Origin of the sequence: Brachybacterium sp. SGAir0954 (assembly GCF_005490785.1) — a bacterium.
GTDB lineage: Bacteria > Actinomycetota > Actinomycetes > Actinomycetales > Dermabacteraceae > Brachybacterium > Brachybacterium rhamnosum.
This window is the reverse complement of record NZ_CP027295.1, coordinates 177197-196113: the sequence shown is the minus strand read 5'-3', so window position 1 is coordinate 196113 and position 18917 is coordinate 177197. Positions and strand designations below refer to the sequence as shown.

Genomic DNA, 18917 nt, shown 5'->3' with positions numbered 1-18917 from the left:
GGCCTCGCGTCAGGCGGCGCGGGCGCCGGCGCGCACGAGGGGGATGCACAGCAGGCAGAGGCCCACGCTCACCGCCGCCCAGAGCAGGAAGGCGAGGGAATCCCCGGCGGAATCCGCCGTGAGCAGCAGGACGGGGCGCAGCCCGACCATCATGAGGCCGTTCGCGGCGGAGGCGATCGAGAGCACGGTCGCCCGCCAGCGCGGGCCCACGGACTCGATGATCCAGATGTCCGTGATCGTCTTGCCCATGCCGAAGGCCGCTGTGCCCGCCGGGATCGCGACGAGCATCGTCGCCCACCCGGAGTCGAGGTGGATGGTGAGAGCGGTCAGCAGGTAGCTGCCCGCCATCAGCGCCACGGAGAGCACGACCCATCGGCCGCGATGGGCCGCGGCGATGCGGCTCCCCAGCCACCCCCCGGCCGCGGCCGAGAGGGCGATGGCGCCATAGGCGATGCTGATCCCGAAGGCGCTGAAACCCAGGCCGAGGCCGACGGGCTGGAACACGATGCGGATCGAGACCCCGGCCGTCAGGATGATCGCCGCGAGCAGGATGCCGGACCTCACCGCGGGATGCCGGAGCGCGTCACGGAGGGACTGAGCGGTGACGTGGAGGTGGTGCTGCGCGCTCCGGGACACATCGGGGATCGACAGCGCGAGGGGGAGCGCGATCAGCGCCAGCCCTGCCGTGACGAGATACGGCAGCGGGGCCCAGATCTCCAGCAGCAGTCCGGCCGTGACCAGGGAGATCACCCCCGCGATGCCGCCCGCCAGCCGCGTCCGTCCCAGGTAGCGCGCGGGGGAGAAGCGGCCGGGGAGCTGATCGGCGAGCTCCCACGCGTAGGTCGTGTCCACCCCGGAGGCGAGCGCCCAGAGGACGCCCCACAGCGCCCAGATCGCGAACATGACCCAGAAGCTGGGCGCCAGACCGATCCCGGCGAAGACCACGGAGGTCAGCGCGCACGTCGCGATGAGTGCGCGTTTGCGGCCGATGGCGTCGACCACGCGACCCAGGGGGATCTCGGCGAGGACGACGACCGCGTTGAACACCGCGTCCACGGCGGCCGCCTCGAGCGGCGAGAACCCCTGGTCCAGCAGGAAGATCATCCAGGTGGGGAACCAGAACTGGACGTCGAGGAGGACGCGGACGCCCAGCAGTCGGGTCAGCGGTCCCATGGCGGGCCCTCGCGACCGATCACGAGATGCTCTGCCGTCGCTTCCAGATGAACACCACGACGAGCACGATCGAGAGCAGAAGACTCACGATGAGGATCGCGTCCATCGACTGCGAGGACACCCAGGAGGTGATCGATCCGCTGCCGAGGTCGAACACCGACTGGGACGGATCCTGGCCGGCGTCACGGCCGAACTGCACGAGGGCGATGGCGGTGGCCAGCACCGAGGTCACGCCGATGCTCATGAGGATGATGTCGGTGAAGATCGAGGAGCGGGCGGCACGCTCCTCCGCGAGCACCTCGAGCCGCTGCTGGCAGATGTCGACCTTCTCGCGCACCGGGGTCTCCAGGAGCTCCGTGTAGTCCCAGCCGCCGAGGAAGCGCTGCATCTCCGCATGGGTCTGGCGGCTGACCTGCTGGCGGATGTCCGTCATGAGCATCAGCTGCTCCTGCGCCTGATTCATCGCGGCCTGCAGCGCCGTCCGGAGGCTCCCCACGGAGATGTCCTTGTGGTCCGCCATGGACCACGCGAGGATCTCGCGCAGGGTCTGGTCGATCCAGTGCATCGCCGACCAGCAGAACTGTGCCTTCTTCAGCGCGTTCCAGCTGAGCTCGACCTCTGCTCCGCGATCGGGCCGGTAGACGTGGTTGAGCCAGCGGGCGAGCAGCGGGCGCTCCCCGCTGATCACCTCCTCGATCGCCTCGCGGTGGAAGCTATCGATCTCCGAGACCCAGCGACGGGCGAGATCGTGGCTGCTCGGATCCGCCGGGTCCAGGGCGAGTGATCGGGTGACCCACAGCGGCTCACCGACCGGGACCTGCTCGAGCATGAGGAGGTCGGCATGATCCGGGACCGCGGCGAGGATGCTCTCGAGCGCCGCGTACTCCAGCTCGGCGCAGAGACGGGTGAGGTCGCGGCCGGCGTCCTGGACGGCCTGTTCCCAGTGCTCGGCATCGTCCCAGTGCTCGGCCGTCGCGGTGGCCGCCACCTCGAGCCGTCCCTCGACGAGCAGCACGCCGTGGTCGTAGAGCGTCCAGCCCAGCTCGGCGACCTCGAGGTCGGGGAAGGCGGGGACGTCGGCCGCGGTGAGCGTCCCGGTGACGACCTCGAGCGGGCGGTGGAGGACGTCGGCCGCTGCCTTCGACCACCCGATGCGTGCAAGGTCGTCCGTCGAGGATGCCCGGGGGAAGCTCCACGGGCGATCCGAGGCGCGATCGGCGACGCGATCCCAGAACGTGCGATAGCGGGCGGGCTCGCGATCCAGGATGCCCGGGGACGAGGTGAAGCCCACCCGGATCGGAGCCATCCAGCGGAACTCATGCATGGTCGATCTCCATGTCGTCGAGGCGAGCGGAGAGCAGGCGCCCCCGGTACGGGCCATCGAGGATCTTGACCTCGACGAGCGTCTCCCGGTCCGGGGATCCTTCGGGCCAGCCGAGCACGGAGCCGGTGGTCCCGGAGGGAGTGGAGCCGACGGCCGCACCCTTGTCGTCGAACAGGTCCACGGCGCCGCCGCTCGCGCCGGTGAGGATCACCTGCTGCGAGGTGTCCTCGAGGGAGGCCACGAGCTCCTCGTAGTCGGCTGTCCCGCGCAGCTCGGCCAGAGCGGCGTTGAACTCCTGCTGGGTCTCGCGGCCCTCTGGCGTGTCCTTCATCAGGAGGTGCAGGCCCTGGGTCGAGGAGGTGAGGTCGCTGGCGGGCTGCACCTCGCCGTAGAGCGAGGCGTCGTCGGCGAACTCGGCGCTCTCGAGCACTGCCTGGCCGGCGACGGATCCCTCGGCGACGACGTCGACCTCGCCGTCCTTGAGGGCCGTGAACGCCGCGAGGGAGGAGGGGTAGTCGGTGAACGTGGCGCCGGAGTCCTCGAGCTGTTCCCAGTACTGGTAGCCCGCGATGCGCGCGACCTTCACCCCTGTCAGGTCGCTGCGATGCGACAGCGAGTCCAGGGCCTCCCCCTTCTTCCCGATCAAGGTGTAGCGGAACTCCAGGAGCGGGTCGCTGTACAGGGCGAACGAGGCCCGGGATTCGGAGACGACGACGGGGGCCATGCCGATCGTCGCACCGCTGGTGACCTCCTTCTCGGCGGTCGGCCAGTTGCTGTAGACGAACTCGGGCGTGTACCCGGCGCGGCCGAACACCTCGGTGAGGAGCTGGGCGACCGGACCGGAGTCGGGGAGGTCCGGGGAGATGTAGGGCAGCCACTCGGAGGTGGAGATCTGCAGGGGCTGCGATCGCTCCGGCGGGTTGGTGCGGACGACCGCGAACACCAGCGCGAGCGCGATGACGACCAGGCAGGCGAGGACGGGGACGGCCCAGGGCAGGCCGCGGCGGCGGCTCACCGGGGTCTTGATCACGCTCGCACTGTAGCAATCAGGGGATCAGCGGGCTGTGGGGCCGCCTCCGCCCTCGAGGGGGAGCGCGTTGTCGCGGGCGATGCCGCCGTACCAGCGGGCGCTCGGCTTCACCGTCCGTTCGAAGGTCTCGGGGTCCCAGCTGACGAGCCCGAAGGTGGGCCGGTAGCCGCTCGCCCACTCGTAGTTGTCCAGCAGCGACCAGTACTGGAAGCCGCGCACGTCGATGCCGTCGGCGATCGCGCGGTGGATGCCCTCGAGGGAGCCCTGGACGTAGTCGCGGCGGCGGGTGTCGTCCCCGGTGGCGATGCCGTTCTCGGTGACCATGAGCGGCACGTGGCCGCTGAGCTCCCAGGCGCTGCGCAGCCCGAGCTCCGCGGCCTCGGGGAAGAACTCCCAGCCGGTCAGCGTGGTCTCCACGCCCTCCTCGACGGGCAGCGGGCCCCCGGGCCCGATGAAGGTGCGGGTGTACGCCTGGACGCCGAGGAAGTCGTCGCCCCGCGCGTTCTCGAGGTACCAGAAGTCCCGCGGGTAGCCGTACTCCTGGAGCATCTCCTCGCTGCCCGGCTCGCCGGTCGCGTGGAAGGCCTGGGTGGCGACCGTCCAGCCGGAGAGGATCTCGGGCCGGCGCGCGAGCACGGCCCGGGACGCGCGGTGCGCGGCGAGGAGCTGATCGGCGACCTGCAGGTCCGGGGCGGGCAGGCCGTGGGCGACGAGGTTCTCCGCCTTCTCGCCGCCCGCGAGCATCGCGGCGATGTTGGGCTCGTTGATCGTGCACACGTAGCGCACGCCGTCGAGGATCGGCAGCACGGTCTCCGTGTAGCGGGCGAAGAGCGCGGGGGCGTCGTCGGCGCGCCAGAAGCCGTCCCGCTCGAACCAGCGCGGCACCGTGAAGTGCATGAGCGTGACGACGGGCTCGACGTCGTGCGCGAGGCACGCCTCGATCATGCGCCGGTAGTGCGCGAGCTCGGCGCGGGAGACGAACCCGCGCTCGGGCTCGATGCGCGCCCACTCGAAGCTGAAGCGGTAGGTGTTCAGCCCGAGCTCCGCGAGGATCCGGATGTCCTCCTCGAAGCGGTGGTAGCTGTCCGCGGCGTCGCCGCTCGGCTCGACGACCGGGGAGTCGGGGCGGTGCTCCATCTCCCACCAGTTCGCGTTCACGTTGTTGCCCTCGATCTGGTGGGCGGCGGTCGCGGCGCCCCACAGGAAACCGTCGGGGAAGGTCAGTGCGGTCGCGGTGGATGCTGTGGTCACGGGAGGTCTCCTCGGTCGGGTCGGGCGCCGTGCACACGCGCCGGGTCGGGGATCGCGTCGAGCAGACGGATCGTGTACTCGTCCTGCGGATGCCGCATGACCTCGGCGGTGGGGCCGGACTCGACGACGCGGCCATCGTGCAGGACGAGGATGTCGTCGGTGATCAGCCGGGCGCTGAGCAGGTCGTGCGTGATGTAGAGCAGGGACATGCCGGTGCGCTCGCGCAGGTCGCGCAGCAGGGCCAGCACCCCGGCGCGCAGGGACACGTCGAGCATCGAGACGGGCTCGTCGGCGATGATCACCTGCGGATCCGCGGCGAGCGCCCGTGCGATGACCACGCGCTGCCGCTGCCCGCCGGAGAGCTGGTGGGGCAGCTTCGCGGCGAACTGCGCGGCGGGGGTGAGGCCCACCGTCTCGAGCAGCTCGTGCAGACGCTTCCGCAGGGCGTTGCCCCGCAGGTCCGTGAGGTTCGTCAGCGCCCGGGTGAGCGTGTACTCGACGGTGCTGAGCGGGTTCAGCGCCGCGTACGGGTCCTGGAAGACCATCTGCACGCTCCGGCGCAGGTCCCGCAGCTCCTTGCGGCGCAGGCTCCCCACCTCCGCGTCGCCGACGTGGATCGTGCCGGCGGTGGGCTTCTCGACGCCCGTGATGAGCTTCGCGAGCGTCGACTTCCCGCTGCCGGACTGGCCGACGAGCGCGGTCGCCCCGCCGGCGGCGAGGGTGAAGCTGACGTCGTCGACGGCGAGCACGGGCTGCGCCCCGCGACGCGGTGCGCCGAAGGACTTGCTGACGCCCTGGACCCGCAGCTCGAGCCCACCGCCTGCGGCGGGGGAGGAGGAGGCCGACGGGGCCGACGTCGCGGTCCCGGCGACCGGGGCCTCGAGGCCGGGGAGCGCGACGTGCTCCGCACGCGGATCCGCGAAGTGGCTCAGCAGCATGCGGGTGTACTCGTGCTGCGGGCGGCGCAGGATGTCCTCGCTCGGGGCGTCCTCGACGACCCGGCCGTCGTGCATCACCATCACGCGGTGCGCGGACTCGAGCACCACGCCCAGGTCATGGCTGATGAGGATGGCCGTGAAGCCCTCCTGCGCCTGCAGCTCGCGGATCGTGTCCATCACCGCGTGCTGGACGAGGACGTCGAGCGCGGTGGTGGGCTCGTCGAACACCATCAGCTGCGGCTCGAGGGAGAGCGCGAGCGCGATCGTCACGCGCTGGCGCATGCCGCCGGAGAGCTCGAAGGGATAGCGGTCCAGGACCTCCGGTCCCAGCGACACGCGGCCCACGAGCTCCGCGGCGCGGTCGTCCCGATCGCCGGGGGCGACGTGCCGGTGGGCGGCGAAGATGTCGTGGAAGTGCTTCCGGATCGTGCGCACGGGGCTGAGCGTGTTCATGCCCGCCTGCAGCACCATGGCGAAGCCGCCCTGGCGCTGGGTGCGCAGCTCCTCCGCGCTCATCGAGGCGATGTCGACGTCTCCGAACAGGATGCTGCCGGACTCGATGCGGGCAGGAGGCTTCGAGAGCGCGGTGAGCGCGAACCCGAGCGTGGACTTCCCGGAGCCGGACTCGCCCACGAGGCCCACGAACTCGCCGCGGCCCACCTCGAAGGAGACCTCGCGGACGGCCCGGGTGGCGGGAGCCCCGACCGGCTCGTAGACGACGGAGAGGTCCTGGACCCGCAGCAGCGGCTCCTCCGCCCCGGGGGTGGACGGGGTGGTGCGGTGCGTGGCGGTGCTCATCGGCCGGTGCTCCCTTCCCTCAGACGGGGATTGCTGATCCCGTCGATGCCGAAGTTGATGAGGGTCAGCGAGGTGGCGAGCAGGGCGATGCACAGGCCGGGCGCGAACAGCAGCGCCCACTGGCCGGTGAGGAGCGCGTTGGAGTTCTGCGCCCAATAGATCATCGTCCCCCAGCTGATGACGGTGGAGTCGCCGAGACCCAGGTACTCCAGGCCCGCCTCGGCGAGGATCGCGGCGGTCGCCGAGCCGAAGAACCCGCCCGCGATGAGCGAGGTCATGTTCGGCAGGATCTCGCGGAAGACGATCCGCGGCGCGCGCTCGCCGGAGAACCGCGCGGCCTCCACGAAGTCGCGCCCGCGCAGGGTCCGGGTCTGGCTGCGCAGCACGCGCGCGCCCCAGGCCCAGCCGGTGATCGCGATGACCGCGACGATCACGGAGATGCCGCCGTTGCTGAGGTACGTGGCGACCACGATCATCAGCGGCAGGCCCGGGATCACCAGGAACATGTTGACGACGAAGTTGATGACGTCGCCGAGCCAACCGCGCACGTAGCCCCAGCTGAGGCCCACGAGCACGGAGATCACGGTGGCGATGCCGCCGGCGCCGAAGCCCACGAGCAGGGAGATGCGGGAGCCGAAGATCAGCTGGCTCAGCACGTCCTCGCCGGCGGCGGTGGTGCCCAGCCAGTGCGCGGCGGAGGCGCCCTGGTTGCGCTCGAAGCCGTTGTCCTCGGGGCCGTAGGGCGCGACGAGCGGGGCGAGCACCGCGAGCACGACGAACAGCCCGAGGATGATCAGGCCGATCCGTGCCTTGCGGTTGCCCCAGACGGTGCGGATCGAGGCGGTGAAGGTGGTGGTCAGGGCAGTGCTCATCGCGCTCATCGCCTCGTCCTCGGGTCGAGAATGCCGTACATGATGTCCACGAGCAGGTTCGCGACCAGGACGCTCACGGTGATCATCAGGAAGATCGCCTGCATCAGCGGGTAGTCCTGGCCGGTGACGGCGTTGAACAGCAGGAAGCCGATGCCCGGGTAGCCGAAGACCTGCTCGACGAGCACGGAGCCGCCGACCACGCCGCCGAGCGCCATGCCGAAGCCCGTGAGGTTCGGGAGGATCGCGTTGCGCGCCGCGTACTTCAGGGCGACGGTGCGACCGGGGATGCCGTTGGCCTCCGCGAAGGTCACGTGGTCCTCGCCGAGGGTCGTGATCATCGCGTTGCGCATGCCGATGATCCAGCCGCCGAGGGAGGTGACCAGCATCGTCGTCGCGGGGAGCGCCGCGTGGTAGAGCGCGTCCTCGATGAACGCCCAGCTGAACCCGGGGACCGTGGTCGCCGAGTAGGCGCCGAAGGTGGGGAACAGGTGGCCGACGTAGCCGAGGAAGAACAGCAGCAGCAGGGCGGTCCAGAAGTAGGGGAAGGTCCCCAGGAAGCTGCCGCCCACGGCGGGCAGGGCGTCCATCCAGGTGCCCCGCTTCCAGGCGGCGAGCACGCCCAGCAGGGTGCCGATCACGAACGCCGCGATCGTCACGAGCCCCACGAGGATGAGCGTGTAGGGCAGGGCCTGGAGGACCAGGCCCGTCACGGGCTCGGGGTAGAAGGCGTAGGAGACGCCGAAGTCGAGCGTGACGACCTGGTGGAGGTAGTCGAGGTACTGCTGGAGCAGGTTGCCGTCGGGCACGCCGAGCTGCGCCTCGACGGCCTTGCGGGTCTGTTCGGTGACGGGGCCGTTCTGCGCGAGCTTCGCGAGGGCGGCGTCCGCCGGGGAGCCGGGCATCATGCGCGGCAGCAGGAAGTTTAGGGTGATCGCCGCCCAGAGGGTCAGCAGGAACCACCCCGCGCGCTGGAGCATGTACCTCATGAGGCGCCTCCGTTCCGGACGCGGCGCACCCGGGTGAGGACGCGCAGCGGAGAGGACTGGTAGGTCTGCAGGGGCGCGTAGGGGTCCTCCGCGCTGGGCCAGCCGGTGAAGCGGCCGTCGTTGTACAGGCCCCAGAGGCCGCCGTAGTAGAGGGCGATGACGGGGAGGTCGTCGTAGAAGATCTTCTCGAGCTGCTGCAGGATGCGGGCCTGCTCGTCCTCGTCGACGCTCGCGCGGTAGTCGCCGATGAGCTGGTCGACCTCGTCGTTGCGGTAGCGGATCCGGTTGTTCTGGCTCGCCTCGCCGACGGGCGCGTAGTACTCGCCCCACAGGAGGTTGGAGTAGCCCTGGAAGGCGTCGGACCCGTTGGAGGAGCCCATCGCGACGGCGAAGTCGCCGCTGGTCAGGTTCGCCTCGTAGGCCGCGGGCTGCGGCGTCTCGATGGTCGCCTCGATGCCCACGCCGCGCAGCTGGCGCTGGACCTCCTGGGCCGCGCGCAGCCAGTCGGTGTAGCCGTTCGCGGTCGTGATGGCGAAGGTGAAGGGCTCGCCGTCGGCCGTGCGCAGGGTCGTGCCGTCGTGCTGGAAGCCGGCCTTCTCGAAGGCGGCGATCGCGGCGTCGGCGTCCCGGGCGATGATGCCGCGGTCCGGGATCTCCGGGTTCAGGAGGTCCTCCTGGTTGGGCAGGAGCAGGCCGGACTGGCTGGCCTCGTCCATGTAGCCCTCCGCGGCGACCTCGCCCACCTGCTTGCCGTCGAGCGCGAGGGACAGGCCGCGCCGCACGTCGAGGTCGTCGAAGGGGGCGACGTCGTGGTTGAGGTGGAGGCCGATGATGCCGCCCGGCGGGAACCAGTACCTGTTGTGCGGGTTCGCGGCCATCCAGGTGTTCTCGACGTCGCTCATGTAGGCGTACGCCCAGTCGTAGCCCTTCGTGACCAGGTCCATCTCCTCGCTCGCGGCGGGGTAGACGAGGTGCTCGACGTCGATCTGGTCCGCCTGCCAGTAGCCCGCGTAGCGGTCGAGCGTGTACTGGAGGGAGGTGAAGTTGCCGAGCTGGAACGGGCCGGAGCCGACGGGCTCCTCGTTGCGCCAGGTCGAGGGGTCCTCGACGTCGGCCCAGATGTGCTCGGGGACGATGAGCATCGCGCCGATGACGGGCAGGGCGGGGGAGTCCGGGGCGAGCAGCGTGATCTCGATGGTGGAGTCCGTCGTCTCGACGGTGTCGACGCGGCTCCAGACGCCGCCGGTGTCGTTGGCGGGGTGCTCCTTGAGCATCCGGAAGGTGTAGTCCACGTCCCCGGTGGTGAGCGGGGTGCCGTCGTGCCAGGTGGCGCCGCTGCGCAGCGTCAGCACGATCTTCTGCGGGTCCGGCTGCTCCCAGCTCTCGGCGAGCCACGGCACGAGCGTGCCGTCCAGGGGGTTGATCCAGATCAGGGGCTCGTAGACGATCGCGGCGGCCTTGCGGGCGTTCGCGTTGAAGGGGTTGAAGTTCGCGGTGAACGTGGGCGTGCCCTTGTCCCCGGCGATCAGCAGGGTGTCGTCACCGATCGTGGGATCGGGCTTGCTGGTGATCTGCAGGCTGCAGCCGCTCGCGAGGAGCCCGGCCGCGAGCGCGGTGCCGCCCAGGAGGGTGCGGCGGCGCAGCGGCGCCGCGTGGTCGAGGGTTCCCGGCAGGCCCGGCCGGGGTGGTGGTGTGGAAGCCACGGGGTGTCACGTCCTCACGCCGTCGTACGAACATGCCGCCGGTCGGCGGCCGAGGCGCCGGTGTCGCGGGCTCCCGGGATCGGGGTCCGGCGCACGGCGCCCGACGAGTGTATGCGCTTACATCGAGAGCGCAACTCAGGGAACCGAGGCGTGGACGAGACGTATCGACGACGAGGTCGCGCGCCGGGGGAGCGTTCACGCGACGGGCCTGCGGATCCTGCGGAACGGGCAGGGCTCACCGGTGTGAGGTCCGGCGCTGCTGGGCTCAGCGGTGCGGGCCGCAGCTGTGGCGCAGCAGCACGTCCACCGGCAGCAGGAGCTCCGTCGCCGGCGCTCCTGGATCGGCGATGCGGCGCAGCAGCAGCTCCACCGCCCGCACGCCCAGGTCGAGCATCGGCTGGCGCACCGTGGTGAGCGCGGGCGTGCTCCACCGCGACTCGTCGATGCCGTCGAAGCCCGTCACCACGCAGGTGCCGGGCACGTCCACCCCGCCCTCGCGCAGCGCGGCGAGCGCGCCCAGGGCGCTCTGGTCGTTCGCGGCGATCACCGCGGCGGGGGTGTCCTGCTCGAGGTGAGCGGCGACGGCGTCATGTCCGCCCTGCCAGGTGAAGTCGCCGAGGAGCTCGGTCCAGGCGGTGCCGTCCCGGCCGGTACCGCCGTCGCCGCCGGCGCCGTCCCCGCCGATCGCGTCCCGGAACCCCGCGGCGCGGCCGGCGGCGTCGGGGGAGTCGGGCGGGCCGGCGAGGTAGAGCACCGGCCCCGGCGGCTTCACAGTCAGCACGTGCTCCACGAGCGCGCGCATGCCGCCCCGGTTGTCCACCCGCACGGCGTCGGCCGTGGTGCCGATGGCGCCCCGGGGCCCCACCCCGTCCACGGTGCCGTCGGTTACGTCGGCCCCCTCGGCTCTGTCTGCTCCCTCGCCGCCGCCGTCGGCCCCGTCGCCGTCGGCCGTGCTGTGCCCCGCCACCAGCACGAGCGGCGTGCGGCCGATGCTCGTGCGCAGCAGCTCGTCCGGCACGGTGCGGGAGACGGCGGCGAGTCCGTCGACCCGCCCTGCGAGGTCGTGCATGACCACCTCGCGGCCCATGTCCCGGCCGGCGGCGACCATGAGTGCGTAGCCCTCGCGCCAGGCGGCGGCCTCGGCCCCGCGCACGAGCTGCTCGAAGTAACGGTTGCGGAACGGATCCGCGGCCGAGCCGTCCCGGTCGTCGATGAAGGCGACCTCGCCGGTGGCGGAGCGGGCGTCCTCCCGGTCGCTCGTGGTGGGCAGGTCGTGGCCCGGGATGAGCAGGCCGAGCACGCCGGTGCGGCGACCCGCGAGACCGCGCGCGCTCGCATTGGGGACGTAGCCCAGCTGCTGCACCGCGGCCATCACGCGCTCGCGGGTCGCGGCGGCGACCTTGTCCGGCCGCCGCAGCACGCGGGAGACCGTCGCGATCGAGACCTCGGCCTGGCGCGCGACGTCGTAGACGGTCGGGGACTTGCTCTCGGGCACGCCGGGCATCGCCTTTCGCTGAGGAGCCGCACGGGGGAGGGGCACGGGTCGGGCTAGGGCACCGTACCTGACCCTGCGCCCGCGGGTCCCGGGTCGAGCGGTCCGGTCGCGATCCGGTCGCGGGCCGGGCCGTCGCTGGGGGCCGGATGTGGTCCCGTCGCTCCCGGGCGGATCCGCCGCCCGCCGTGCAGGTCCCGTCCAGCGCTTCGGAGGTGTGACCGCTACGCTGGAGCGACCGTCGATTCCCACGTGCTAAGGATGCTCCGCCATGACGACGCCCGCCGCCGCCCATCCCCGCCCCACCCTGCGCCGCGAGGCCTGGACGGACCTCGACGGCGCGTGGGGCTTCGCCCATGACGACGAGGACCGCGGCCTCGCCGAGCGCTGGTACGCCCCCGAGGCCGCGGGCCGCTTCGACCGCGAGATCACCGTGCCCTTCGTGCCGGAGAGCGAGGCCTCCGGCATCCACGACACGGCCTTCCACCCCGTGCTCTGGTACCGCCGCACGATCACCGCCGCCCCGCAGCCCGGGCACCGCACCCTCCTCCACCTCGGCGCGGTCGACCACGAGGCGGACGTCTGGGTCGACGGCCACCACGTGGGCCGCCACGTCGGCGGGCAGACGACCTTCACCCTCGACCTCACCGACCTGCTCGATGCGGGGGAGGAGCACGTGCTCGTGGTGCGCGCGCTCGACGACCCGCTCGACCCCGAGCAGCCGCGCGGCAAGCAGGACTGGCGCGAGGAGCCGCACGGCATCTGGTATCACCGCTCCACCGGCATCTGGCGCTCCGTGTGGCTCGAGGAGGTCGCCGAGCAGCACGTCACCGCCGTGCACAGCACCTTCGACATGCCGCGCGCCCGCGTCGAGCTGAGCGTGCGCCTCGCCCGCCGCCCCGCCCCGGGCACGACCGTGCGGGCGTCGCTCCGCGCGGGGGAGGAGACGCTCGGGAGCGTCGAGGTGAGCGCGCACGAGACCCGCGTCGAGCTCGTGGTCGACGTGCCCGCCGTGCGCAACACGCAGGACCGCGACCGCCTGCTGTGGAGCCCCGAGCATCCGGCGCTCGTGGACGTGGACCTGCAGGTGCTCGAGGGCGGCAAGGTGCGCGACGAAGCCGCGAGTTACCTGGGCCTGCGCACCACGGGGATCGACCGCGGGCACTTCCTGCTCAACGGCGAGCCGTACTACGTGCGCTCCGTGCTCGAGCAGGGCTACTGGCCCACCTCCCACCTCACCGCGCCCAGCGAGGACGCCCGGCGCCGCGAGGTGGAGCTCATCAAGGAGCTCGGCTTCAACGCCGCCCGCATCCACCAGAAGGTCGAGGACCCGCGGTTCCTGCGCTGGGCGGACGAGCTGGGCCTGCTGATCTGGGGCGAGACTGCGAACGCCTATGCCTACAGCCCTCGCGCGGCGTCCCTGATCACCGCGGAGTGGTCGGAGATCGTGGAACAGTGCCGGCCGCACCCGAGCGTCGTCACCTGGGTGCCCGTCAACGAGTCCTGGGGCGTGCGCGATCTCGCCGGCTCGCTCCCGCAGCGCCAGCTCACCATCGCCCTGACCGCGCTCACGAAGGCCCTGGACCCGAGCCGGCCCGTCGTCTCCAACGACGGGTACGAGCTCATGGGCGGGGACGTCATCGCCCTGCACGACTACACGACGGACGCCGACGCCCTGCGCCGCTCCTGGGCGAGCGCGGACTCCGCCTCCGCGCTGATCGCCGGCCGCGGCCCGCAGCGTCGCCGACCGATCGACGACGCCGCCGTGGACGTCCACGAGGGCGCCCCGGTCATGGTCACCGAGTTCGGCGGCATCGCCTACGCCGCCCAGGGCACCTGGGGCTACGCGACGGTCTCGTCGCCGGAGGAGTACCGGGAGAAGGTCGCCTCGCTCTTCGATGCGCTCCATGCGAGCGAGGTCGTCACCGGGTTCTGCTACACCCAGCTCACCGACACCCTGCAGGAGGCGAACGGCCTCGCCGACGCCGACCGCAACCCGAAGCTCGACCCGGCCGTGATCAGGGCGTTCGTGATGGGTCGCCAGGAGGGCTGAGAAGAGCGGGCCGGGGCCCACCGAGCCGCGGGGCCCCGGGCCCCGCGGTCGTTCCTCCCCAGCGGGGCGGGGTCCACAACTCTCGGTGCCCGCTGGCCCGCCGGTGCGGGCGGGACGAGGGTCTGGGCATGACACTCATCGACCACTCCGACGGCGCCCCCGCCGCCGACGCCCCCCGTCCCGCCCCGCGCCCCTGGTTCCTGGGTGACGTGCCGGTCCCCGAGGCCGTCGACCCCGACGACCCCGAGGGGCGGGCGCTCCTGCGCAGTCAGCTCCCCGCCTTCGACTGGCCCGGTCACCTGCAGGACCTGCTCGACTTCGTGGGGGAGGGGCGCCGCGTCACCCGCACCGGCACCTTCTACGTCGCGGACGTCCGTGCCTACCGCCGCGGCGGCAGGTGCCCGGCCCGTCGCCGCGACCGCTGGAGCACCTGGGACCCCGCGCCGGGGCTCGACGAGCGGGCCCGGATGCTGCGGGGCCTCGGCTGGGTGGAGATCGTCGACCACGTCCTGCAGCCCACCGCCCTCTGCCCCGACCGGGAGGCGCTCCGCGACGCGGCCGGGACGGCCATGCTCCAGGCGATGCGGGACGGACTCGCCGCGATCCTCGCCCAGCGCCTGCAGCGCCAGGGCCACGACCTGTGGCTGCGCGCCGAGGACTCCCCGCGCGAGCCCCTCACCGAGGCGCTGCTCCTCGCCACCCGGCCCGAGGGGCTGCTGCTGCCGTGGGCGCCGATGGACGGCGACCTCGACCACTGCCGCCAGGTGTGTGAGTACCTCGCCGGGCTGCTCCAGCACCCCGCCATCCGCTCCGTGCCGCTGGATCCGTACACGGGGCACCCCCACCCGGCCGCGCTGCGGGAGCTCGCGCACCTCGGCGCGGTCCTCGAGGACCTCGTGCGCTGGGGCGTGCTCAGCGCGGAGGGCGGCGACCCCGAGCTCGAGCGCTCCGTGCGGGCCGGCATCGCCACCCGCTACCGGGCGCCGCTCGTGCTGCGCGCCGCGATCGCGGAGGTCGAGGCGGGGATGTGGTGAGAGGCGGTGCGCCGTCAGCCGTCGGCCTGCAGGCCCGTGCCGAAGGGCACCGCGGGATCTGCGATGGCGACGGCGAGGGTCGTGTCCGACTGCCCGTAGTAGGCGAACCACCTGTCGCGGAACTTCACGAGCCCCTCGACGAAGGTGACGTTGGAGACCAGGCCGTGGGTGTCCTCGTAGGTCTGCGGGCGCAGCCACGGATCCTGCAGGCGGGCGAGGACCTTGGTGGGCTCGGCGGGGTCGATCGCGATCTGGCCGCAGCGGTAGTCGACCTCGACGGTGCCGTCCTCGTGGACGGTGCGGGTCGCGCCGTTGGTGAGCATGACGAGCAGCCCGTTGTCCGTGAGCACGGGGGAGGTGCCGATCTCCACGAGCGCCTCGTCGAAGGTGCCGGGCGTGGGCGAGTACATCGGCTCGCGGTCGCTCGTCCCGGGCGTCCAGTGGATCAGGTCATCGCTGGTCGCCCAGTAGATCGATCCCTCACCGAAGTACATCCACCACTTCCCCTGGATCTGCCGGGGGACGATGACGCCGGCCTTGGACCAGGTGCGCCCGCGCGGGTTCGTCGTGGTCGCGAAGGTGTCGAAGTCCTCGAAGAGCGGGCCGTGCTTGGTCCAGGAGCGCAGGTCGGTTGAGGTGGCGAGGCACAGCTGGGCGCTCGTGCGGTCCCAGCCGGTGTAGGTGAGGTAGTAGGTGCCCTCGATGTACGCGATCCGCGGGTCCTCGCAGCCGAACCGCTCGTAGTCGTGCTCGGGGGAGAGGATCGGGGCGTCCTCCCGCTCGAAGGTGACGCCGTCGTCGGAGAACGCGATGCCGATGTGGGACACGATGTCCTCCGCATGGGCGCGGTAGAGCAGCACCACCCGGTCGTCGACGACGAGCGCGGCCGGGTTGTAGAGGTTCGCGGACTCCCACGAGTCGCCCTTGGGGCGCAGGATCGGGTTGCTCTCGTGGGGGACGAACGGGCCGAGGGGGAAGCTGGCGCCGCCGAAGAGGGACACGGTGGACATGGTTCTCCTAGGGGTAGGGCGTCGAGGATGGATCGGTGGTGCGGGTGGGCGGGGGCGTCAGCCCTTGATGCCGGAGCTGACGTCGGAGGCGCGGAAGAACCGCTGGAAGACGACGAACAGCAGCACCACGGGGAAGGCGAGGGTCGCGGCCCCGGCGAGGATCGCGCCGTTGGGGTTCGCGGCCGTCTGGGCGACGTTGGAGATGTAGTTCGCGAGCGCCACGGCGAGCGGCTGCATCGTCGCCTGCTTCGTGATGAGGAAGGGCCAGAGGAACTCGTTCCAGGGACCGATGAAGGTGATCAGAGCGACCGTCGCGATCGCGGGCTTCACGAGCGGCACCGCGATCGAGAACAGGATCCGCAGCTCGGAGGCGCCGTCGATCCGCGCCGCCTCGAACAGCGACTCCGGCAGGGACAGGAAGAACTGCCTGAAGATGAACACGGCCGTCGTGTTGATGAGGAACGGCAGGATCATCCCCAGATAGGTGTCCCCCAGTCCGTAGGTGCGGGTGACCTGCACGTACAGCGGGATCATGAGGAGCTGGAAGGGGATCGCCTGGACGCCCAGCATGATCGCGAAGAGTGCGCCCCGGCCGCGCCAGCGCAGCCGAGAGAGCGCGTAGCCGGCGAGCAGACCGAAGGTCAGCGTCCCCGCGAGCACACCGAGGGTGAATATCAGCGAGTTCAGCAGGGACCGCAGCAGGCTCACCCTGGAGTTGATCTCGGTGAAGTTCTGCGTGGTCCAGCCGCCGGTGGGGAACAGGTCCGCCGGGGAGGAGGTGGGGTTCTCCTGGAACGCGCCCACGGCCATGAACCAGAACGGGAACACGAAGGCGAGGGCCACGAGCGCGAGCACCGCGTACAGGGCGATCCGCGAACGGCGGGCGCCGGAGCGGGCCTGCGCGGCCGACGGCTCGGCAACCTCGGCCACCGCTCCCGACCTGGCGTCGACGGGACCGTCGGATGTCTTCTGGCCGGGCATGTCAGTCCTCCTTCCCGGCGCGGGCGGCGAGCATCGAGAGCAGTCCGATCCCGATCACGAGGAGCACTCCGATCGCGGAGGCCACATCGGGGTTCGTCTGCTGGATGCCCTTCTGGTAGATCAGCAGCACCGGGCTCGTGGAGGCGCCGTCAGGCCCGCCGCCGTTGGTGAGCAGGTACGGCTCGGTGAAGAGATTCGCGCCGGTGATGATCGCGAGGATCAACACCAGGGCGGTCACGGAGCGCACCCCGGGCACGGTCACATGGCGGAACCGGGCGATGGCGCCGGCGCCGTCCATCGACGCGGACTCGTAGAGCTCCTTCGGGATGTTCTGCAGGGCCGCGAGGTACAGCAGGATGTAGAAGCCCAGCTGCTTCCACGTCACGTACAGCGCGATCGACGGCATGGCGAGGCTGCTGTTGACCAGCCACGACGGGTCCGGGGCGAGGGGGCCCAGGATCGTGTTGACGAGCCCGTCGGAGGAGAACAGCAGCATCCACACGCCGATCAGCGAGACGCTCGCGGTGACGTAGGGGACGTAGAACGCGACCCGGAACACCGAGGCGAAGCGCACCACGCGGTTCAGGGCGCTCGCGAGCACGAGCGAGAGGATCGCGGTGAGCGGCACGTTGATCACGAGGAAGACGGCGATGTTCACGAACGACTGCCGCACCTGCGGGTCCGTCACCGCGGTCACGTAGTTCTCGAACCCCACGAAAGGGTGCTCCACGACCGCCGTGGGGGCGGTGAAGAAGTAGTCGTGGAAGGAGATCCAGACGGCCTGCAGCAGCGGCCAGGCCATCACCGCGGCGAGGAACAGGACGTACGGCGCGGCGAGCAGCAGGCCCAGAGGCTGCGGGCCGAGCTTCCCACCCAGCGGCAGCCGGGAGCGGGAGGCGGGCCGACGGGCGGGCGTGGGGGTGGTCGCGGTGCTCATTCGGCGACGAGCTGGTCGATCTTCTCCGCCGCGGCCTGCAGGGCGGACTCCACGTCGGACTTCGCGAAGATGACGGAGGAGGAGTACTGGTCACGGAAGGCCTGCCACACCTCGATCGAGTTGGGCACGTTGGGGACGTCGACCACCCGGGAGGCCTGATCGGCGAAGTCCGCGTACTCCGGGTGATCCGTGAAGTAGTCCGCGTAGGTGGTCACCAGGTCGGTGCGCAGCGGCATCTGCCCGCTCGTCTCGAGGAAGGCGCCGTCCTGCTCCTCGGAGGTCGCGAACTTCAGGAAGTCCCAGGCGGTCGCCTGGTTCTTCGAGGTGGTGAACATCGAGACGTTCTTGGAGTCCGCGTAGGTCGTGATCTCGGAGGGGTCCTTCGCCTCCGCGGTGGGGACGGGCATCAGGCCCAGCGCGAAGGAGTCCTTGTAGGAGGCGATCGCCCAGGGGCCCGCGGCCTGCATCGCCGTCGCCTGCTTCGCCATCGCGTCGTCGGTGGAGGCCTCCTGCGGGGCGAGGCCCTCGGAGTAGATCTGCGCCCAGAAGTTCGCGACGGCGAGGCCGTCCTCGTCGGCGAAGGTGGCCTTGCCGTCCTCGACGAGCTGGGTGCCGCCGGTCTGGGCGAGGTAGAGCGGGTAGAAGTCGAACCAGCTCTGGAAGAACTCGCTCGTGGGCGCGGGCCAGATCGCGGACTTCGCGGCGCCGGACTCGACGATCTTCCGGCAACCGGCGAGGAACCCCTCGAAGGTGTCCATGCCGGGCTTCTCCGGATCGAGGCCGGCCTTCTCGAAGAGGTCCTTGTTGTACATGACCATGACGGGGTTCGACTTCCACGGCAGCAGGTAGTACTTGCCGTCCGCGTCGGCGAAGCCCTTCGCGACGTCCGCGCCGGTGCGCTCCTCGATGTAGCTCGCGCCGTCCTCGAACGTGGAGAGGTCCACGAGGCCGCCCTGCTGCACCCAGGCGGGAGCGGCGGCGGTGGAGATGTTGAAGATGAGGTCGGGGGTGGTGCCCGCGGTGATCGCGGCGGTGATGGCCTCCTCGGAGCTCTGCCCGGCGGGGATCTCCTGGGCGGTGACCTGCTCGTCGGCGTGGTCCTTGTTCCAGGCCTCGACGGCGGCCTTGCCCCAGGCGAGCTCCTGCTCGTTGTTGGACAGCCAGATCGTCACGGGGCCGCGGGAGGACTGAGCCTCGGCCCCGCCACCGCCGCCACCGTTGCCGCAGGCGGCGAGGGCGGTGGCGGCGATCGGGGTGGCGAGCGCGGCGGTGGCGAAGGTGCGGCGGGAGAGGGTCATCGTGGGCTCCAGACGTGCGACGGTGCGGTGCTGAAAT

At 71.3% G+C, this 18917-nt stretch carries 15 protein-coding genes; 2 read left to right on the top strand and 13 right to left on the bottom strand.

Going from position 1 to position 18917, the window contains the following annotated elements; genetic code table 11:
- Positions 1-9: 9 nt before the first annotated feature.
- The 9 genes from C1N80_RS00810 to C1N80_RS00770 all read right to left on the bottom strand — a co-directional run bounded on the left by C1N80_RS00810 (position 10) and on the right by C1N80_RS00770 (position 11570).
- Positions 10-1173 (bottom strand): MFS transporter, encoded by a 1164-nt coding sequence (locus C1N80_RS00810; RefSeq protein ID WP_137769023.1) that lies wholly within the window; start codon positions 1171-1173, stop codon positions 10-12.
- Between the two features lie 19 nt (positions 1174-1192).
- The gene (locus C1N80_RS00805; protein ID WP_137769022.1) at positions 1193-2497 is read right to left on the bottom strand and encodes a hypothetical protein; all 1305 of its coding nucleotides are present in this window, start codon (positions 2495-2497) and stop codon (positions 1193-1195) included.
- Complete coding sequence (locus C1N80_RS00800) at positions 2490-3527, bottom strand: ABC transporter substrate-binding protein (RefSeq protein WP_137769021.1); 1038 nt, start codon at positions 3525-3527, stop codon at positions 2490-2492. Before C1N80_RS00800 ends, C1N80_RS00805 begins: the two co-directional genes overlap by 8 nt.
- Before the next feature lie 24 nt (positions 3528-3551).
- The gene (locus tag C1N80_RS00795) at positions 3552-4778 is read right to left on the bottom strand and encodes a glycoside hydrolase family 1 protein (protein ID WP_137769020.1); all 1227 of its coding nucleotides are present in this window, start codon (positions 4776-4778) and stop codon (positions 3552-3554) included.
- Entirely contained in the window at positions 4775-6514 is a 1740-nt protein-coding gene (locus C1N80_RS00790; protein ID WP_137769019.1) for an ABC transporter ATP-binding protein, read from the bottom strand. Before C1N80_RS00790 ends, C1N80_RS00795 begins: the two co-directional genes overlap by 4 nt.
- A complete protein-coding gene (locus tag C1N80_RS00785) occupies positions 6511-7386 on the bottom strand; it encodes an ABC transporter permease (RefSeq protein ID WP_240811182.1) in 876 nt (291 codons plus the stop codon). Before C1N80_RS00785 ends, C1N80_RS00790 begins: the two co-directional genes overlap by 4 nt.
- A gap of 5 nt (positions 7387-7391) precedes the next feature.
- Positions 7392-8372: an ABC transporter permease gene (locus tag C1N80_RS00780; RefSeq protein ID WP_137769017.1), complete on the bottom strand. Its 981-nt coding sequence runs from the start codon at positions 8370-8372 to the stop codon at positions 7392-7394.
- The gene (locus C1N80_RS00775; protein WP_240811181.1) at positions 8369-10075 is read right to left on the bottom strand and encodes an ABC transporter substrate-binding protein; all 1707 of its coding nucleotides are present in this window, start codon (positions 10073-10075) and stop codon (positions 8369-8371) included. Before C1N80_RS00775 ends, C1N80_RS00780 begins: the two co-directional genes overlap by 4 nt.
- Before the next feature lie 265 nt (positions 10076-10340).
- Positions 10341-11570, bottom strand: coding sequence for a LacI family DNA-binding transcriptional regulator (locus C1N80_RS00770; protein WP_168197983.1), 1230 nt, complete (start codon positions 11568-11570; stop codon positions 10341-10343).
- A 268-nt stretch (positions 11571-11838) separates the two neighbouring features.
- On the opposite strand from C1N80_RS00770, the gene C1N80_RS00765 reads away from it, so the two are divergent.
- The gene (locus C1N80_RS00765; RefSeq protein ID WP_137769015.1) at positions 11839-13620 is read left to right on the top strand and encodes a glycoside hydrolase family 2 protein; all 1782 of its coding nucleotides are present in this window, start codon (positions 11839-11841) and stop codon (positions 13618-13620) included.
- Positions 13621-13748: 128 nt separating this feature from the next.
- On the top strand, positions 13749-14654 hold the full coding sequence (locus tag C1N80_RS00760) for a hypothetical protein (RefSeq protein WP_137769014.1): 906 nt from the start codon (positions 13749-13751) through the stop codon (positions 14652-14654).
- A gap of 14 nt (positions 14655-14668) precedes the next feature.
- Here C1N80_RS00760 and C1N80_RS00755 read toward each other — a convergent pair whose 3' ends face one another.
- From C1N80_RS00755 to C1N80_RS00740, 4 genes are read right to left on the bottom strand one after another with little or no spacing between them, the layout of a single operon-like run.
- Positions 14669-15664 (bottom strand): glycoside hydrolase family 130 protein, encoded by a 996-nt coding sequence (locus C1N80_RS00755; RefSeq protein ID WP_137769013.1) that lies wholly within the window; start codon positions 15662-15664, stop codon positions 14669-14671.
- A 57-nt stretch (positions 15665-15721) separates the two neighbouring features.
- A complete protein-coding gene (locus C1N80_RS00750) occupies positions 15722-16645 on the bottom strand; it encodes a carbohydrate ABC transporter permease (protein ID WP_137769012.1) in 924 nt (307 codons plus the stop codon).
- A gap of 1 nt (position 16646) precedes the next feature.
- On the bottom strand, positions 16647-17582 hold the full coding sequence (locus C1N80_RS00745) for a carbohydrate ABC transporter permease (RefSeq protein ID WP_137769011.1): 936 nt from the start codon (positions 17580-17582) through the stop codon (positions 16647-16649).
- Positions 17579-18880, bottom strand: coding sequence for an extracellular solute-binding protein (locus tag C1N80_RS00740; protein WP_137769010.1), 1302 nt, complete (start codon positions 18878-18880; stop codon positions 17579-17581). The genes C1N80_RS00745 and C1N80_RS00740 overlap by 4 nt, the downstream gene beginning before the upstream one ends.
- Positions 18881-18917 lie beyond the last annotated feature (37 nt).

What these genes read in the sequence shown, in the direction of transcription:
- C1N80_RS00790 (WP_137769019.1), bottom strand. Translation starts at nt 6,514, where the DNA reads ATGAGCACCGCCACGCACCGCACCACCCCGTCCACCCCCGGGGCGGAG.
- C1N80_RS00745 (WP_137769011.1), bottom strand. Translation starts at nt 17,582, where the DNA reads ATGAGCACCGCGACCACCCCCACGCCCGCCCGTCGGCCCGCCTCCCGC.
- C1N80_RS00780 (WP_137769017.1), bottom strand. Translation starts at nt 8,372, where the DNA reads ATGAGGTACATGCTCCAGCGCGCGGGGTGGTTCCTGCTGACCCTCTGG.
- C1N80_RS00805 (WP_137769022.1), bottom strand. Translation starts at nt 2,497, where the DNA reads ATGCATGAGTTCCGCTGGATGGCTCCGATCCGGGTGGGCTTCACCTCG.
- C1N80_RS00810 (WP_137769023.1), bottom strand. Translation starts at nt 1,173, where the DNA reads ATGGGACCGCTGACCCGACTGCTGGGCGTCCGCGTCCTCCTCGACGTC.
- C1N80_RS00740 (WP_137769010.1), bottom strand. Translation starts at nt 18,880, where the DNA reads ATGACCCTCTCCCGCCGCACCTTCGCCACCGCCGCGCTCGCCACCCCG.
- C1N80_RS00755 (WP_137769013.1), bottom strand. Translation starts at nt 15,664, where the DNA reads ATGTCCACCGTGTCCCTCTTCGGCGGCGCCAGCTTCCCCCTCGGCCCG.
- C1N80_RS00750 (WP_137769012.1), bottom strand. Translation starts at nt 16,645, where the DNA reads ATGCCCGGCCAGAAGACATCCGACGGTCCCGTCGACGCCAGGTCGGGA.
- C1N80_RS00760 (WP_137769014.1), top strand. Translation starts at nt 13,749, where the DNA reads ATGACACTCATCGACCACTCCGACGGCGCCCCCGCCGCCGACGCCCCC.
- C1N80_RS00765 (WP_137769015.1), top strand. Translation starts at nt 11,839, where the DNA reads ATGACGACGCCCGCCGCCGCCCATCCCCGCCCCACCCTGCGCCGCGAG.
- C1N80_RS00785 (WP_240811182.1), bottom strand. Translation starts at nt 7,386, where the DNA reads ATGAGCACTGCCCTGACCACCACCTTCACCGCCTCGATCCGCACCGTC.